Origin of the sequence: Streptomyces varsoviensis (assembly GCF_000718635.1) — a bacterium.
Taxonomy (GTDB): Bacteria; Actinomycetota; Actinomycetes; order Streptomycetales; family Streptomycetaceae; genus Streptomyces; species Streptomyces varsoviensis.
In genome coordinates this window covers 450,506-467,463 of record NZ_JOBF01000002.1, presented here as the reverse complement: position 1 = coordinate 467,463, position 16,958 = coordinate 450,506, and the positions used below count along the sequence as shown (strand labels likewise).

The 16,958-nt window shown below is 74.0% G+C and carries 14 protein-coding genes; 5 read left to right on the top strand and 9 right to left on the bottom strand.

What is annotated here, in order from left to right:
• Positions 1 to 31: 31 nt before the first annotated feature.
• The 3 genes from IF55_RS39170 to IF55_RS04645 are packed head-to-tail and all read right to left on the bottom strand — an operon-like array spanning position 32 to position 3,403.
• Positions 32 to 1,027, bottom strand: a complete 996-nt coding sequence (locus IF55_RS39170) for an MBL fold metallo-hydrolase (protein ID WP_048831522.1) — start codon at positions 1,025 to 1,027, stop codon at positions 32 to 34.
• Entirely contained in the window at positions 1,024 to 1,989 is a 966-nt protein-coding gene (locus tag IF55_RS04650; RefSeq protein WP_030874059.1) for a D-2-hydroxyacid dehydrogenase family protein, read from the bottom strand. Before IF55_RS04650 ends, IF55_RS39170 begins: the two co-directional genes overlap by 4 nt.
• A complete protein-coding gene (locus IF55_RS04645; RefSeq protein ID WP_063763861.1) occupies positions 1,982 to 3,403 on the bottom strand; it encodes an MFS transporter in 1,422 nt (473 codons plus the stop codon). Before IF55_RS04645 ends, IF55_RS04650 begins: the two co-directional genes overlap by 8 nt.
• 288 nt (positions 3,404 to 3,691) lie before the next feature.
• On the opposite strand from IF55_RS04645, the gene IF55_RS04640 reads away from it, so the two are divergent.
• Positions 3,692 to 4,303 carry a TetR/AcrR family transcriptional regulator gene (locus tag IF55_RS04640; protein WP_030874075.1) on the top strand — a complete coding sequence of 204 codons (612 nt, stop codon included), beginning with the start codon at positions 3,692 to 3,694 and terminating at the stop codon, positions 4,301 to 4,303.
• A 243-nt stretch (positions 4,304 to 4,546) separates the two neighbouring features.
• On the opposite strand, the gene IF55_RS04635 is transcribed toward IF55_RS04640, so the two are convergent.
• Positions 4,547 to 5,311, bottom strand: coding sequence for an AraC family transcriptional regulator (locus IF55_RS04635; protein ID WP_030874078.1), 765 nt, complete (start codon positions 5,309 to 5,311; stop codon positions 4,547 to 4,549).
• A 209-nt stretch (positions 5,312 to 5,520) separates the two neighbouring features.
• On the opposite strand from IF55_RS04635, the gene IF55_RS04630 reads away from it, so the two are divergent.
• The 3 genes from IF55_RS04630 (at position 5,521) to IF55_RS04620 (ending at position 8,132) form a co-directional block, all read left to right on the top strand.
• Positions 5,521 to 6,960 carry an amidase gene (locus IF55_RS04630; RefSeq protein WP_030874080.1) on the top strand — a complete coding sequence of 480 codons (1,440 nt, stop codon included), beginning with the start codon at positions 5,521 to 5,523 and terminating at the stop codon, positions 6,958 to 6,960.
• Positions 6,961 to 7,193: 233 nt separating this feature from the next.
• Positions 7,194 to 7,583 carry a cupin domain-containing protein gene (locus IF55_RS04625; protein ID WP_030874083.1) on the top strand — a complete coding sequence of 130 codons (390 nt, stop codon included), beginning with the start codon at positions 7,194 to 7,196 and terminating at the stop codon, positions 7,581 to 7,583.
• A 249-nt stretch (positions 7,584 to 7,832) separates the two neighbouring features.
• A complete protein-coding gene (locus tag IF55_RS04620; RefSeq protein WP_342668266.1) occupies positions 7,833 to 8,132 on the top strand; it encodes an SDR family oxidoreductase in 300 nt (99 codons plus the stop codon).
• An 11-nt stretch (positions 8,133 to 8,143) separates the two neighbouring features.
• Here IF55_RS04620 and IF55_RS04615 read toward each other — a convergent pair whose 3' ends face one another.
• Both IF55_RS04615 and budC read right to left on the bottom strand, forming a co-directional pair.
• A complete protein-coding gene (locus IF55_RS04615) occupies positions 8,144 to 9,346 on the bottom strand; it encodes a lactonase family protein (RefSeq protein WP_078643601.1) in 1,203 nt (400 codons plus the stop codon).
• A 446-nt stretch (positions 9,347 to 9,792) separates the two neighbouring features.
• On the bottom strand, positions 9,793 to 10,566 hold the full coding sequence (budC, locus tag IF55_RS04610) for a meso-2,3-butanediol dehydrogenase (protein ID WP_030874089.1): 774 nt from the start codon (positions 10,564 to 10,566) through the stop codon (positions 9,793 to 9,795).
• A gap of 313 nt (positions 10,567 to 10,879) precedes the next feature.
• Here budC and IF55_RS04605 point away from each other — a divergent pair, with 313 nt between their 5' ends.
• Positions 10,880 to 12,241, top strand: a complete 1,362-nt coding sequence (locus tag IF55_RS04605) for an NsdA family TPR-like regulatory protein (RefSeq protein WP_048831520.1) — start codon at positions 10,880 to 10,882, stop codon at positions 12,239 to 12,241.
• A 97-nt stretch (positions 12,242 to 12,338) separates the two neighbouring features.
• Here IF55_RS04605 and IF55_RS39165 read toward each other — a convergent pair whose 3' ends face one another.
• The 3 genes from IF55_RS39165 to IF55_RS04595 form a co-directional block, all read right to left on the bottom strand.
• A complete protein-coding gene (locus IF55_RS39165) occupies positions 12,339 to 12,497 on the bottom strand; it encodes a hypothetical protein (protein ID WP_157854226.1) in 159 nt (52 codons plus the stop codon).
• Positions 12,498 to 12,768: 271 nt separating this feature from the next.
• Positions 12,769 to 15,309: a galactose-binding domain-containing protein gene (locus tag IF55_RS04600; RefSeq protein WP_030874095.1), complete on the bottom strand. Its 2,541-nt coding sequence runs from the start codon at positions 15,307 to 15,309 to the stop codon at positions 12,769 to 12,771.
• Positions 15,310 to 15,356: 47 nt separating this feature from the next.
• Positions 15,357 to 16,931 (bottom strand): glycoside hydrolase family 13 protein, encoded by a 1,575-nt coding sequence (locus tag IF55_RS04595; protein ID WP_030874097.1) that lies wholly within the window; start codon positions 16,929 to 16,931, stop codon positions 15,357 to 15,359.
• Positions 16,932 to 16,958: the final 27 nt, after the last annotated feature.

Below are 16,958 nucleotides of genomic sequence, written 5' to 3'. Positions count from 1 at the left end.
GGCCCCCGGGGAGGCGGTGGGGGTGGGCTGGTCAGCGGGCGTCGGTACGGTCGTTCCACGGGCGCCAGTGGCCGGTGGCGTCGACGGTTCCCAGTTGCTGGTCGGCGAAGTGGACGCCGTAGCCGTAGACGCCGTCCTGGGAGAGGAAGTCGATGAGGCGGCGCCGGGAGCGTTCGGCCTCGGCACGGTCGTGGTCGAGGACGACTTCCCAGTCGGGGTGCGGTATTTGGACGGGTGAGTGCATGGCGTCGCCGAAGGCCACGATCTGGCGGCCGTCGCCGGTGTCGAGGACCCAGGCGGTGTGGCCGGGGGTGTGGCCGGGCAGCGCCCAGGCGCGGACGCCGGCGGCTATCTCGGTGCCGTCGGCGACGGACGTGGTCCGTTCCCGCTCGCCCGCGAGGCGTTCGCCGGAGGCGGGGACGCCGTCGCCCAACTCGCCCGCGCCGACGATCCATCGGGCGTTGGGGAAGAGGCTCCGCCGGCCTTCGACCGCGTCGGGGCGGGCCCAGCCGGAGTGGTCGTCGTGCAGGTGGGTGAAGGCCACCAGCTCCAGTCCGGCCGGGTCCATGCCGAGGCTCGCGAGGGATTCGGGCAGGTCGCGTACGTGCTCGAAGCCGTGCTGGAAGTGTTCCGGGTCCTCGCCCGTGATGCGGCCGTGACCGGCGTCGAGGAGCAGGCGGTCGCCGCCGCGCTCGACGAGCAGCGCTCCGCATCCCATCGCCAGGTGGCCGGCGTCCGTCATGTGCGGCCGGTGGGGGTGCCAGTCCTCCTCCGCGGAGGCGGGGTAGACGCGGGTGGGGATCATGGCGACGCCGGCGTCGGGGACGTAGGTGAGGGTGAGTTCGCCGATGGTCCGCGTCCACAGGCGGGGCAGCCGGGAGCCCGAGCCGTCGATGTGGTGGTGCTGAGGGGTGTTGTCCATGGTGACAGCGGTGGCCTTCTGGGTCTGGGTCTGGGTCTGGGTCTGGGTCTGGGTGTGGTTCCGCCCTCGGGACGGGTGGTCGGCGGGGGCCGGGCCGCCGGTCACGGCTTGAGCTCGCGGATCGGTTTCCCGGCCGCGTAGGCGAGGACGGCGTCGCGGGCGTCGCGGTAGAAGACCTCGTAGGTGCCGCCGGTGACGTAGCCGAGGTGCGGGGTGAGGACGGTCCGCGGTGCGGTGCGCCACGGCGAGTCGGCGGGCAGCGGCTCGATGGCGTAGACGTCCAGGGCGGCTCCGCCCAGGGTCCCGGCGGTCAGCGCGGCCAGTAGCGCCTCTTCGTCCACGACGGGCCCCCGGGACGTGTTGATCAGCAGCGCGTCGGGCCGCATCCGGGCCAGTTCGTCGCGGCCGATGAGGCCGGTGGTGCGCGGGGAGAGCTTGACGTGGAGGGTCACGATGCCCGAGGTCGCCAGCAGGTCGGACTTGCTGACGGGGGTGACGCCCAGCGATTCGGCGTGCTCGGGGTCGAGGTGGGCGCTCCAGGCGACGACGTCCATGCCGAAGGCGAGGCCGACCTTGGCGACGCGGCCGCCCACGCCGCCGAGGCCGATGACGCCCAGCCGGGCTCCGTGCAGATCGCGGCCTACGGTCCGCTGCCAGCCGCCCGCGCGCAGGCCGCTGTCCTCGGCGGGCAGGTTCCGGGTCAGGGCGTGGATCAGGCCCCAGGTCAGTTCGGCCGTCGGGGGCAGGCCGGCGGCGCGGGTGCCCGAGACGACAATGCCCCGGTGTTCGGCCGCGGCGAGGTCGATGGAGGCGTTGGCCGGGCCCGTGGTCACCAGGAGGCTCAGGTTCGGCAGCCTGTCGAGCACCGCGGCCGGGAAGGGGGTGCGTTCGCGCATGGCCACGACGACGTCGAAGGGTTCGAGAGCGGCGACCACGTCGTCCGGGCCGCCCAGGTGCTCGGTGAAGACGGTCAGTTCCGGGTGGCCGGGCAGGGCGTCCCAGTCGGCGTACCGGTGGGCGACTCGCTGGTAGTCGTCGAGAATCGCCACTCGGTGGAGCTCAGGCATGTGCGGTCTCCTTCTCGCTGTCGTTCCGGCACGGGTTCCCGCTGCGGCGCTTGTGCCCCGCCTGGTGCTCGCCATCACGGTTCGCGCCCGCGCCGTACTCGTTCGCAGCGTCCGTCCAGTGCTCGTTCGCCCTGCCCATTCCGTACTCGTTCGCCGCGCCCGTCTCCGTGACCGCCGCCGGGTCGGCGACCGGGTCGGACGGGCTGGGGCGGCGGAGTTCGAGGGTCCAGATTCCGACGCCGATGAGCGCGATCACGCCGCCGAGCGCGCACACTCCGGTCCATCCGGCGACCGGGTACAGCGCGGAGGCAAGGGCGGAGGCAACGGTGCTGCCGGCGAACGACGCGACCATGAGGGCCGTCGTCACCCGGCTCCGGGCGTGCGGGATTCGCCGATAGAGGACGCTCTGGTGGCTGATCAGCAGGGCCTGCTGGGCGAGGTTGAGCACCATGATGCCGAGGATCAGCGCGACCAGGCCGCCGGGGCCGCCCGCCGCGGCGAAGGCGAGTACGCCCCAGCCGCCCGTCAGCAGGACCAGTCCCCCGGTCGCCACCTGGCGGCCGCGGCCGCGGTCCGCGAACCGGCCGGCCGTCACGGCGGCGACGGCTCCGACGACCCCGGCCAGCCCGAACAGGCCGATGACGGCGGGCCCGTAGCCGTAGGCCGGGCCGGCCAGCAGGAAGGAGGACGCGGTCCACAGGACGGTGAAGCAGCCCATGCCGACCGCGGCCAGGCCCATACGGCGGCGCAGCAGCGATTCGTCCCGTACGAGCGTCAGTACGGAGCGCAGGAGCTGGGGGTAAGGGGTGTGCTGGGTGGGCGGCACCGGCCGCAGCACGAGGCGCAGGGTGAGGGCGAGGATCGCCATCACGCCGGCCGCGAAGACGAACACCAGCCGCCAGTCGCCGAATTGGGCCAGTACGCCCGCGGCGGTGCGCGCGAGCATGATGCCGACGAGCAGGCCGCTCATGACCGTGCCCACGACCGAGCCGCGTTCGTGGTCGGCGGCGAGCGAGGCGGCCATGGGCACCACGATCTGGGCGACGGCGGAGGTCACGCCGACGAGGGCGACCGCGGCGTAGAGCGCGTTCAGCGAGGGGGCGGCGGCCGCGCCGAGGAGGGCGACGGCGCTCAGGCCGAGCAGGACGCTCACGAGGCGGCGTCGTTCCAGGACGTCGCCGAGCGGTACGAGCAGCGCCAGGGAGATCGCGTAGCCGATCTGGGAGGCGGTGACGACGAGGCCGCCGGCGCCTTCGGAGACCCCCAGCGCCCGGGAGATGACCGGCAGCAGCGGCTGCGCGTAGTAGATGTTCGCGACCGCCGCGCCGCAGACCACCGCCAGCAGCAGCACCATCGCGCGGCTGAGCGACGGCCGGGCGTCGGCGGCGCCCGGCCGGGATTGTGGATCGTTCATGCCATAACTCTTGCCCCGACCTGCCGCGCCGGTCAAGCCATTTCAGATTGAATGATCCACAAGTGAGGAGCGTCACGGCATGGCGGCACGGACTACCGTGTCGAGCAGCGCGGGCGGAACCTCGTACGGGTTCGGATGGGCCACAGGGCGGACAGCCTCAGGCAGCCGGACCACGGGGGCGGCGGCCCGCCGTGGCCGCATATGGAGCGGATGGTCCAATATGGAGGCGCAAGCATGAAAGGGCACTCCAGACGCCGGAGTGCCCGTGTCGCGACACAGGAGGTCCATGTGCCGTCCGTTGGCCGCCCCCGTGCCTTCGACATGGAGAACGTGTTGGAGGCCGCGATGCGGCTCTTCTGGGAACAGGGCTACGAAGCCACGTCGCTGACGCAGCTCCGCGCGGCGACCGGTCTGTCCTCCGCGAGCCTCTACGGCACCTTCGGCTCGAAGGAAGGGCTGTTCGAACGGGTCGTGGAGCACTACACCAAGGGCCCGGGCGGTGTGACCGACATCGTCGCGGACGAGTCGCTGGCCCCCCGCGAGGCCATCGCCGGACTGCTGCACGGCTCGATCGACATGCAGGCCGACTCCGACCACCCGGTCGGCTGCCTCATCGCCCTGTCCGGCACGACGCGAGCGCCGGGGGAGGATCAGGCCGGCGTACGCGCGGCCGTGGCCTCCCGCCGCGAGACCGACCGGGTACGCGTCAAGGCGTGCGTGGAGCGCGGGATCGCCGCGGGCGAACTCGACGCCGATACGGACGTCGACGGCATGACGGCCATGATCCACACCTTTCTGCTCGGGCTGTCCACGCAGTTGCGCGACGGGGTGCCCGCGGCGACCCTGCACGCGGCGGTCGACGCGCTGCTGTCGCGCTGGGGGCGGACCGCGCGGGAGTGACACGCGCAAGATGAGGCCGCCGGGCGAATCGCGGGGTGCAGCGGACGCGTACGCACCCGTACGTACCGTAGGTCCGCGCCGGAACGGCGAGCCCGCCACGCCAGGCCGCCGGGCGAACCGCGGGGTGCAGCGGACGCGTACGCACCCGTACGTACCGTAGGTCCGCGCCGGAACGGCGAGCCCGCCACGCCAGGCCGCCGGGACCGGGCGAGGCCGCCGCGCCAGGCCGTCGGGACCGCCGCGTCAGAGCCCGGACGACGCGCGTCCCCGCACCGCCCACGCGACGTCGTCGACCGCGAGCCACGGCGCGGCCGATACGGCCGTGGGCGTCGCCCCCGTGAAGGCCATGACGTCCCGGTGCAGGTGGGACTGGTCGGCGTAGCCGCTCTCGACCGCCACCGAGCCGGCGCTGTGCCCCGCGGCGAGGCGGTGGGCCGCGTGGTCGAAGCGGACCAGTCGCGCGGCGCGCTTGGGCGTGAGGCCGATCTGGGAGCGGAACCGCGCCCACAGCCGCTTGCGGCTCCAGCCGACCTCCGCCGCCAGCGACTCGACGCGGACCTGCCCCCGACTGCCCTCCACCCGCCGCCAGGCGTGGGCGACTTCCGGGTCGACGGCCCGGCCCGCCTCGTGGGCCCGGGCGAGCGCGGCCTCCGCGATGGCGAACCGCTCCGGCCACGAGGCGGCGGCGCGTAGTCGTTCGTGGGTGCGTGCGGCGTCGCGGCCCCAGAGCGCGTCGAGGGCGACCATCTCTCCGCCCGATTCCAGGGAGGCGCCCAGGACCGCGTGCGCGAGCACCGGTGACAGCCGTATCTGCAGGCAGTCGATGTTCCGGCCGCGCACGCGAACGCCGTCGGGCACGAGCCCGAAGACGACGCCGCCGCGCTGCTGACGGCCGTGGACGTCGTCGACGATCAGGCCGTCGCCCAGGTCGACGGCCACGGTGACGGCCGGATACGGGATCACGGGGAGGTCGAGGGGGGCCGTGCTGAGATCGCGGAATCCGGCCATGGCGATCCCCGGCAGCCGGCCGGGTCGGGCCGGCGTGCTGATGTCCCACCTCGCGGCAGCCTCACGAGGTCCCCCGGCACGTCGCATAGGTGCAGGCTACGGGCCGGCTCCCCCGGTCCCGCAAGTCGTCGCGACATTCGTACAAGACCCGCTGCCGGCCGTGCGCCAACACTGATGGTCCCGCCACATCGCTCCGGAAGGGACCGCTGATGACGCGCTACTCGATCGACCCGTTCACGTCGGCCGTCGAACTCGCCGCGGCCATACGCCGCAAGGAGGTGAGTCCGCTGGAGGCGGCCGACGCCTACCTGGAACGGATGGACGCGCTCGACCCGCGGCTCAACGCGTACTGCCACCGGGCCGACGAGGACGTCCGCAAGGCCGCGGCCATGGCCGCCGACGCGGTCGTACGCGCCGCGTCGCCCGAGGAGCTGCCGCCGTTCCACGGCGTGCCGCTCCCGATCAAGGACTACCTCGACGTGGCCGGGTGGCCCACGACCTACGGGAGCGCCGGGGCCGATCCGACGCCGGCCGGGGTGTCGGCGCCGGTGGTGCGCCGGTTCACGGACGCGGGGTTCGTGCCGCTCGGGAAGACCACCACCTCCGAGTTCGGTTCCGTGGCGTTCACCGAGAGCGAGGCCCTCGGCATCACCCGCAACCCGTGGGACCCGGACCGCTCCCCCGGCGGGTCGTCGAGCGGCGCGGGCGCGGCCGTCGCGTCCGGAATGGCGCCGATCGCGCACGCCGCCGACGGCGGCGGCTCGATCCGCGTCCCGGCGTCGTGCAACGGTCTCGTCGGCCTCAAGCCCACCCGCGGTCTGGTCACCGACGCGACCGTCCGCTGCGAGGGCATGGCCACCGACGGCGCGGTCACCCGCACGGTGGCCGACTCGGCGGCCGTCCTGGACGTACTCGCCCGCCACGATCCCGCCGCGTGGTGGTCGCCGTCCCCGCCGCGGCGCCCCTTCGCGGACGCGCTCACGGCGGCCCCGCCGGCCGGGCTGCGGGTCGGGGTGCTCGTCGAGCCCCCGATCGCCGGAATGAGCGTCGACCCGGCGTGCCTGGCGGCGGTCGACACGGCGCTGCGGGCCCTCGAAGCCGCGGGCCATCACGTGGTGGACACGCCCCTGCCGCTGCCGCCGACGGACGAGTTGATCGCGGCGTTCACGACGATCTGGAACACCGCCGCCGCGGGCGTGCCCCTCGCCGACCCGGACCGCGTCGAGCCGCACAACCGGGCCCTGCGGGAGGCGGCACGCGCCGTCGACTCGTGGGCCTACGCGGAGGCCGTGCAGCGCACCCAGCGGCTCTCGCGGTGCGTCGTCGAAGCGTTCGTCGGCAGTTTCGACCTGCTCGTCACGCCCACGATGGCGTGCCTGCCCCCGCCCGTCGGCTTCTGGCGCGCGGACGGCGACGGCGACCCGCTGTCGCCTCTGCGGAAGAGCTATCCGCTGGCCGTGTTCACCTCGCTGTTCAACGTGACCGGCCAGCCGGCGATCTCGCTCCCCCTGCACCACGACGACGCCACCGGACTGCCCGTCGGCGTCCAGCTCGTCGCCGCGCCCTGGCAGGAAGACCTCCTGCTGCGGGTGGCGCGCGCCCTCGAACTCGCGCTGCCATGGGCCGGCCGCCGGCCGGCCCTCAGTTGACGCCGCTCGCAGCCATGGGCAGGGGCCCGCGCTCCCGGAGGGCCGGTCCCCTTTCGTACGGCTCCCGACGCGGCGGCCGCAGCGGCCTCCGGCACATCCGGGCCGGCCTCACCAGCGCGTCCGATCCGGCCCACGAGCACGTTTTGCACAAGCTCACCAGCACAGGTCCGCCAGCCCGTTTCAACGAGCCCACCCGCACGTCCGACAGATTCACCGCGAAGGGAAGTCCCGGCATGGCCGTCACCCCGATCGATCTCTACGCTTCCTTCCTCCACCTGCGCCAGGACGGCCGGATACACGCCGAGCAGCCGGTCTTCGACGCCGAGCGGGACGGCTGGCAGGTGATGACCTTCCATGTGGAGACGGACGCCGATGTGCACGGCGACCACTGGGAGATCCACACCGCCGCGGATGAAGTCGTCGCCTGTCTCACGGGCGGGATACGGCTCTGCCTGCGCCCGCGGCAGCCGGGGGACGCGGAGGAGCGGATCACGCTGAGCGCCGGAACCGCGGCCGTGGTGCCGCGCGGACGATGGCACCGCATCGCCCTGGACGCCCCGAGCGACATCATGTCCGTCACCGTGCCGCGCGGCAGCCGCCTGGAGAAGCGGACCGAGACCTGACGGACGCGGCGGGACGGCGGACTCGCGTCCGGGATGGCCGCCAACCGTCGCGTTGGCCCGCTGGCCCGCCGGCCGACCGCTCCGTCCCACCCGTCCGCGAGTCCGCCGTCCCGCCGTCTCACGATGCGTTGGGCGCGAGACTGGAGCCGGTCCGTCGCGCTTTGGCATTCTCGCCGCGGCGCCGGGCTCTCGGAAGGGCGGGCGCCGGCGTGAGCAGCGACGATCGGAGGGAGTGCCATGGAGGTCCTGGTGACCGGAGCCACTGGCAATGTCGGCGGGAACGTGGTGAGGCGGCTCGTCGGAGCCGGTGCGAACGTACGGGCGCTGACCCGCGACCCGCGCGGCGCGGGGCTCCCGGAGGGCGTACACGTGGTCGCGGGAGACCTCACGCGGCCTTCCTCGCTCGCCGAGGCGCTGGAGGGCGTCGACCGGGTGTTTCTCTTCCCCGTGGCCGAAACGGCCCGGGAGGTGGTGGCCCTGGCGCGGTCGCCCGCGCGGCGGTTGGTGCGCGGCCGTGCCTACGGTCGTGGGCACGGCCGCACGGGATGAGCCGTTCGGTGTCATACGGGAAGGACGCACCCGAGGGACGATGTGGCGAAGGGCGGGCCGGAAGCGGTGAGGGCGCCGGAGTCGCGGTTCACGGTGAAGACGCCGACCGTGTTGCCGTACTGGTTGGCCGTGAAGAGCAGGTTCCCCGCCGGCGAGAGGCTGAGGTGCCGGGGCCAGGAGCCGCCGCTGGGCACGGTGTCCAGCAGGCGGAGGGCGGCCCCGCCGTCGGTGACGGCGAAGCGGGCGACGCTCTCGTGGCCGCGGTTGGAGAGGTAGAGGAAGCGGCCGTCGGCCGAGACCGCCACCTCCGACGGGTAGTTGCGGACGGCGGGGCCGGAACCGCCGGGGACGGTGGGCCGGCTGTCTCCGCGGGTCAGGGCGCCGGTGGCCGGGTTGTAGGAGTAGACCGTGACGGTGCTGTTCAGCTCGTTGGCGACATAGGCGTACGGGGCCGTGGGGTGGAAGACCATGTGCCGGGGGCCGGCGCCCGGCACGGAGCGGACCTCGGAGACCGGCCGCAGCGCGCCGCTCTGGGCGTCGAGGCGGTAGGTGTACACCTTGTCGGTGCCCAGGTCGACGGCGAAGACGTGGGCGCCCCGGGGGTCGGTGATGATCTGGTGCGCGTGCGGGCCTTCCTGGCGGCTGGGGTCGGGGCCGGAGCCGGTGTGCTGCACCAGGCCCGTACGCGCGCCGACGCTGCCGTCGGCGTTGAGGGCGTGCGCGGCGACGCTGCCGGCGCCGTAGTTCGCGCTGAGCAGGTGCCGGCCGCCCGGGTGGACCGAGAGGTGGGTGACGTTGGCGCCGCCGGTGGACCGCGCGGCGCCGAGCGCGGTCAGCGCGCCGTTCGCGCCGATCGTGAAGGCCCGTACCGCGCCCTGCCGGCCGCCGTTGTCGAGGGCGTAGAGCACCTTGCCGCCGGGCGCCGCCGCGAGGAAGGAGGGGTTGGTCACCGCCGCGTAGCCGCTGCGCCGGGTGAGCGCCCCGGTGGCGGTGTCGTACGCGCAGGAGATGATGCCGTTCCCGTACGTGCCCAGGAACGCCTGCCCCGAGGCGGCGGCGTCCCGGCCTCCTCGGGCGGGCGGCTCCAGGGCCCGCGCGGCGGAGGCGTGGGCGCCGAGCGCGGCGGCGCCCAGCAGGCCGATGAACGAACGGCGGCCGAGGCCGGAGCTTCGAGCCGCGCGCTCGGGGTGCTCGGAGGGGGGTGGTGGCGGCATGGCGGGCACCTTTCGACGCCTGGGAGGGGATGGCGCGTCTTCGGGGTGGTGCGGCTGCGGGGTGGCGCGTCTTCGGGGTGGCGCGTCTTCGGGGTGGCGCGAGTTCGCGGTGGTGGGTCTGTGGAGTGGTGCGAGTTCGCGGTGGTGCGTTTTCGGGAGCGCGCACCCGCAGGGTGGCGCGCCTCGGCGCCTTCGGGGGTGCGCGTTCCGGCTGAGGCGCGTACGGCCGGGACGCGCACCGCCCTCGGCGAGACGTCGCATGCATCGGGCGTGGCACGCATGAGTCGTGGCATGCCTTCGTCAACAGAATGGCGGCCGTACACCCCTTGGCCCAGACCAATTGCCGCCATCCACGCGACATCCCCGCACCATCCCCGCACCATCCCTCCGGCCGCTACCCGGCCTCCGGTCGAGCGGCCCAGGTCTGCCCCGACGCCCCGCGCCCCTCAGGACAGGCGCGGCTGGCCGCTCGACGCGCCGAGCCCGCCGTCGACGGGGATGTGGACACCGTTGACGAAGCGGGCGTCGTGGCTGGCCAGGAAGACGATGACGTCGGCGACTTCCGCCGCTTCGGCGGCGCGCCGCATGGGGACCCGCTCGCGGTACGCGGCGAGCAGCTCCGCGTTGTCGGTGAGCGGCGTCGCCATCGGGGTGTAGGTGAGGCCGGGGTGCACGGCGTTGACGCGTACGCCCTCGTGGCCGTGGTCGAGCGCCATGGCGTTGGTCAGGTTGACCAGCGCGCCCTTGGCGGTGTTGTACGCGGCCAGGCGCCAGTCGGCGCCCAGGCCGGACACGGAACCGACGTTGACGATGTTGCCGCCGACGCGGCGGAGGTGGGGCAGCGCGGCGCGCGAGGCGAAGAAGACGGCGTCGACGTCGACGGCCAGGATTCTGCGCCACGTGGCGGTGTCGGTCTCCTCCACGGTGCCGGCCGTGGCGGTGGCCGCGTTGTTGACCAGCACGTCCAGCCGGCCGTACGTCTCGGCCACCTCGGCGATCAGCGCGGTCGTCGCGGACTCGTCGGCGACGTCCACGGCGCGCGTCGCGACCGTCGAGCCGGCGGGCGCGGCGGCGGCGGTCGCCTTGAGCTTCTCCTCGGTCCGCCCGACGGCGATCACCGTCGCGCCCTCGCGCGCGAAGCGGTGCACGGCGGCGGCCCCGATACCGGATCCGCCGCCGGTGACGATGACGACCTTGCCCGTGAAATGGTTCGCTTCCACAGCAACTCCCTACTCGGGTATGGCCAGTTGTCACGACAGTACGTGGGAGCGCGGGGGCGCGCACCACCCCCGTACCGCGCCCGCCCGGCTCCGTACGGTTCACCGGCAGAGTCCCCGATTCACTCCCCCGGGCGGGCGGCCGCGGGGGCGGCAGTGCGGCGGATGAGGCCGGTGGCAGCGGGCAAGGGGAAAGGAAAGCACCCCCGCCACGCCCCCGGACGGACCGCCGTCGACCGCTCCGCGCGGGCGGCGAACCGCCTGTGCGCGCGTGGCCCTCGTGCGGCGAGGGCGTGAGGAAGAACGGAGACCGCGCATGGCCCGCCACGCCCCCAACACGCTGCTGTCCGCCCTGCTCGTCGAGGCCGACTGGACCGCCGGCGAGCTGGCCCGGGCCGTCAACTCCCTGGCCGCGGCGCAGGGCCTGACCTTGCGCTACGACCGTACGTCGGTGGCCCACTGGCTCAGCGGCTCCCGGCCCCGGCCGCCGGTGCCCGAGCTCGTCGCCTCGGCCTTCGGCCACCGCGTCCGACGGGTCGTCACCGCCGAGGACACCGGGCTGCTCCGGCCCGGGCAGGCGCCGCCGCCCCGGCCGCCCGACCGTCCCGCGGCGGCGGACGCCCTGCGCCATCTGACGGCCCTGTGCCGCGCGGACGTCGACCCGGCGCGGCGGGCGGTACTGACCCGCACCACCGTCTACGCCCCGAGCGCCCTGGCCCTGCCCGGCTGGCGGCCGCGTCCGCCGGACCGGCCGCGCGGGCCGGAAGCCCGGGCCACCTCCGCCGACGCCCTGGCGTTGCAGTCGATGACGGAGACCTTCGCTCTACTCGCCGAGCGGCACGGCGGCGCCCACGTCCGGGCCGCGCTGACCGCCTACCTCGCCGAGGGCGCCGGCCGGCTGCTCGTCGCCCCGGCCCCCTGCCCCGTCCACCGCGAGCTGCTGTCCGGTACCGTGCAGCTCGCTCATCTGCTCGCCGTCATGACCGACGATTCCGGCCACCACAGCCTGGCGCAGCGGTACTTCCACACCGCGCTGCGGCTCGCCCAGGAGGCCGGGAACCGGCGGCTGTACGCGGTCACGCTGCGCGCCATGAGCGCGCAGGCCCTGAATCTGGGGCACCCGCTCCACGCCCAGAGCCTCGCCGACACAGCGGTGGACGCCGCCGGGATCGACGCCGGGCCGGCCACCCGGTCGTTCCTGCTGTCCCAGCGCGCCCATGTCTACGCCCGCCAGCGCCAGCCGCGCCGCGCTCTCGCCGATCTGGCGGCGGCGGAACGCCATCATGAGCAGGCGTCCAGTCCTCCCGGCCCCTTCACCGCCTATCCGCGGGCGGGCCTCGACTATCAACGGGCCCAGGTGCTGCGCGCGCTGGACGAGCCGTCCCAGGCGGTGTCCGCCCTCGCGGCCTCCGCTCGGCACCGGGCGCCCGGCCAGCGCAGGGCGCATGTCCTCACCCAGGCCCGGCTCGCCGAGACGCTGCTGTCCATGGGGCTCGTGGAGGCGTCCTGTTCCCACTGGCACGCGTTCCTCGACGAGTATCCCCACCTGCACTCGGAGCAGGCCGACCGGGCCCTCGGCCGCCTCCACGAGGAGCTGCGCCGTTTCCCGCGCCAGCGCCAAGCGACCGCCGTGCGCCGGCGCGCGCTCGCGCTCGTACGTCCCTCCCCCGCCCCGTGAACCGTGCGGTTCGCGACGCTTCCGCGAGCCGAGCGCTCGGGAGCGCGATGTCAGCCGATCCGAGGCAGCGCCCGGCGTCGCCCCGCCCCGTACCGGGTCATTCCTTCGATGCGGGCGGCTCCGCCTTCGGCCGGGCGGGGGCGCGCTCGTCCGTGTCGGCTGTGAGGTCGCCGCGCCCGCCCGGCAACCCGACGGAGTTGGACAGGAGTTGATCGCAGATGAGGAGTGGTTCGCTGAAGCGGAAGGGATCGTCCATCCTCTCCGTATACGTGCTCCGTGGCGTCCGCGCCAGGGCAACGCCGACACGGTGCGCGGCGCCCACCCGCAGGAACGTTTCCCCTGCGTCCACATGCCGGAATCAACGGCCTCACCCCGGCCCACGGCCGGGCCGCCGCCCCTTCCGCGGCGACCCGGCCACCGGGTCCCGGGCCCGGCTGGCCGAGCACGCGGCCCGGCCGCTGAACCCCCGTGCCCCGGGCCCGACCATCCGGGCCCAAGGCCCGGCCGTCGAACCCGGAGCCCGCCCCTCACATCACATTGATCTTGAATGTGGAGGTGGTGTTACGGATGTTCTCCGCGTTGTCCCGCAGCGTCAGCCGCCGGAACGTGGCCGCGCCCACGGCCGGGCCCTGGCCCGGCTCCGGCATCTCGTTGGCCCAGATCCCGAAGCCGGACCTCGCGTCGTACTCGTCGCCGCTCTTCTTCGCCCCGGAGACGGTCACGTCCGACAGCTCCGTGTCCTCGACCGGGTTCTGCGGCCGCCCTCCGACGTAGTTCGTCTGGAACATGATCCCGTGGTACGTCGGGTCGGTGATCACGGCGCCGTTCACCCGGATCGCCCGGAACGGCTTCGAGGCCGAGAAGAGCCAGATGCCGGGGAAGGTCTGCCCGTTCCAGAAGTGGCCGCCCGTGCGGTCGAGGGCGAGGTTCTCGAACGTGGTGCGGCCGGGGCCGAAGCCGTTCATCGGGAACCCGAAGTCCAGCGACGAGATGGTGACCCCCGCGTACACCAGGGTGTCGGTGACCCGGATGTTGCGGAAGGTGTTGAGCTGACCGCCGTAGACGGCCAGGCCCGCGGCGCGCCAGGTGAGCTTGGAGGTGAGGTTCTCGTAGACGTTGTTCGTCTGCTCGCCGCCGCCCGCGTCGAGGGCGGAGAACAGCGCGAACGAGTCGTCGCCGGTGGACCGCGCCTCGTTGTTGGTCACGAGGTTGTCGGAGGAGCCGTTGGTCATGTTCAGACCGTCGGCGAAGGTGTCGCGGATGCGGTTGTTCTTGATCGTCATCCGGTCGGTGTTGGCGCCCCAGTAGAGGCAGACCAGGTGCTCGGCCCAGATGTTGTCGAGGGTGATGCCCGAGATGTTCTGGAAGTCGAAGACCTTGCCGGGCCCGTCGATGCGCGAGGTGTAGTTCCCGAAGTACGCGAAGCCGGAGAACGTCGAGCCGCCCGCGCCGTCCGCCGCGCGGAAGCCGATGTCGGTGTTCTGCTGCCCGGCGGGGGCGTGGAAGCGGGTGAACCACGGTCCGGCGCCGATGACCTTCACGGGCTTCAGGTAGACCTGGAACTTGCTGGAGGTCTCGTAGTCGCCCGGCGGCAGATAGACGCCCTTGAGCTTCCCGGTGGTGTCCATCCGGGCCTTGTCCAGCGCGTTCTGCACGTCCTGGTGGCCGAATCCGGCCGGTTGCACATACGCCGCCGGGTCCGGGTTGGGGAGGGCGGTGACCTTCTCGAAGTCGACGAAGTCGATGGCGTACGAGGAGGAGTTGCCGGCGTCCTTCTGGAGCCGGATCCTGCTGCCCGCCGGTACGGTGCGGCCGAGGTCGAGGCGCGCCTCGTCGTAGATGTGCCGGGCGGGCCCCGCGCCCGGGTCGTTCACCGGCCCCGCCTCGGGCCCGTAAAGCCAGGCGTACTTGGACGTGAGGTCGAGCGGTTTCGTCTTCGCGCCGTCCACGTAGACGTTCAGCGTCGCGTTGATGCCGCCGCCGCCCGGGGCGTCCGGGATGGAGAACCGGGTGACGAGGGTGTTGGTCTCCACGGGGGTGGTGAACTCGACGTACTGGCCGGTCTCCTTGAGGGTCACGGCCTTGCGGCCCGACGCCTCGCCCGCCAGATCGCCGATCTTCCGGTTGGGCCCGACGACCTGGGCGCCGCCGCCGGTCGCGGCGGATTCCGCCTCGACGGTCCGGTACGGCATGGTGGCGCCGGTCGCCGCCTTGCCCTGCCGCTGGGCCGGGGCGGGGGCGGGCTTGCCGGCCGACGGGGTGAACGCGGGGCGCGTGGAGCCCTTGCCGGCCGCGACGGTGCGGTTGGCCGTGCGGCTGTCGGGCGACTCGTTGCCGGCGGCGTCGCGGGCCCGTACGCGGTACGCGGTGGTGTGCTCGCTGCCGCCGGGCGCCGTGGTGTCCTGCCAGCTCGTCGCCGTCGCGGGGAGCCTGGTGCGCAGCCGGCCGTCGGCGTAGACGTCGTATCCGGCCGCGTCGGCGACGCGTGCCCAGCTCAGAGTGGCGCCGTTCAGCCGGATGCCGCCCGGCGCCTTCGGGGGTGTGGTGTCGCCCGACGCCGCGGGGTACACGGCGACTTCGCCGACGCGCTGCGCTCCGGCGACGCGGACGTAGCGCAGCGGGGTGCCGCCGAGGCGCAGCGTGACGTGGCCGGCGCGGGGGCGGGCGTCGGAGAGGTCCACGAAGTCGCGGCCGTTGACGGAGCCCTGGAGCTGGACGCGCTGGGCCGCGCCGGGCAGGCGGAGTTCGACCCGGTCCAGGCGGCGGGTCGACCCGAGGTCGGCCCGTACCCAGCGGGAGGCGGTGCCCCGCGCGTACGAGCCGGGGTCGCCGTCGAGCGCGCGGTCGGCGTCCTCGTCGGCGCTGAGCCGGACGGGGAGGGGGGAGCCGCCGGCCGGGCCGGGGTCCGGTGCGGTGCCCGCGACGGCCGTGGGGCCGGCGGCCAGCAGGAGTCCGGTGCCGAGCAGGGCGGCCAGCACGGGTCGCCAGGCTCTGGAGCGGTGTGCGGTGCGATGAGCGGTGTTCTCTGTGGTGGGTTTTTCTGTGGTGCGTTTTTCTGTTGTGCCCATGACATTCCCTTCGATGGGAGGGTGGGCGGCGGCCCGGCCCGGGGCGCTCAGCCCCGCAGCCAGACCGCCGTGTCCTGCGGCAGCGCGCCCCGTGCTGTCAAGGGGCCGCTGGCCAGCAGAAGTTCGCGGTGCGGCGGAAGCGCCACGTCCGCCGCGCCGAGGTTGACGACGCACAGCACGCTGCCGCCGCCGTCCGGCAGGGCCCGCGCGAACGACAGCGCGTGCTCGGCGTCCGTACGCAGCCAGCGCAGCGGGCCCGCGTCGCGGAAGGAGCGGCGCGTGCGCAGCGCGGTGCGGTAGAGGGCGAGCATCGAGTGCGGGTCGGCGGCCTGCCGGTCGGCCGCGTACCGCTCCCAGCCGGCCGGGCGCGGCAGCCAGCTCGGGCCGTCGCCGCCGGAGCGCCAGGGCAGCGGCACCCGGCAGCCGTCGCGACCCGGGTCCACGCCGCCGGAGCGGGCGTACATCGGGTCCTGCACCAGCTCGGGCGGGATCTCCGCCTCCGGCAGGCCCAGTTCCTCGCCCTGGTAGAGGTAGACGGAGCCGGGCAGGGCCAGGGTGAGCAGCGCCGCCGCGCGCGCCCGGCGGGTGCCCAGGGCGAGGTCGCTCGCCACCCCGAAGCGCTTGCGCTCGAAGGCGAAGCCGGTGTCGTCGGCCCGTCCGTAGCGGGTGACCGTACGGGTCACGTCGTGGTTGGCCAGCACCCAGGTCGCGGGGGCGCCGACCGGGGCGTGGGCGGCGAGCGTCAGGTCGATGGAGGCGCGCAGTTCGGCCGCGTCCCAGGGGCGGGCCAGGAAGTCGAAGTTGAAGGCGGTGTGCAGCTCGTCGGGGCGCAGGTAGCGGGCGAAGCGTTCGGCGTCGGGCAGCCAGATCTCGCCGATGAGCACGGCGCCGTACTCCTCGGCCAGCCGCCGCCAGGAGCGGTAGATGCCGTGCAGCTCGGGCCGGTCGTGGAAGGGGTGCCCGCCGGAGGCTCCGTCGCCGGGCATGTCGGGGAGCCCGTCTGCCTTGGCGAGGAGCGCCGCGGAATCGATCCGTACGCCCGCGGCGCCTCGCTCGAACCAGAACCGCAGCACGTCCTCGTGCTCCTGACGCACCGCCGGGTGGCCCCAGTTGAGGTCGGGCTGTTCGGGGCTGAAGAGGTGCAGGTACCACTGGCCGCTCTCGGTGCGCGACCAGGGGACGCCGCCGAACTCGCCCACCCAGTCGTTGGGCGGCTCGTCGGAGGGCGGCCGGAAGTGAAACAGGTCCTGCTCCGGCGAGCCGGGGCCGGCGGCGAGCGCCGCCTTGAACCACGGGTGCTGGTCCGAGACGTGGTTGGGCACGATGTCGACGATGGTGCGCATCCCCAGCTCGCGCGCCTCGGCCAGCAGCCGCTCCGCCTCGGCGAGGGTGCCGAAGGCCGGGTCGACGGTGCGGTAGTCGGCGACGTCGTAGCCGCCGTCGGCGAGCGGCGAGAGATACCAGGGGGTGAACCACAGCGCGTCCACGCCCAGCTCCGCCAGGTACGGCAGCCGGGCGCGGGCCCCGGCCAGATCGCCGGTCCCGTCGCCGTTGCCGTCGGCGAAGGAGCGTACGTACACCTGGTAGATGGCAGCGGTGCGCCACCAGTCCGTGCGGGGCAAAGGAGGGGTCCTTTCGTACGGGTGTGT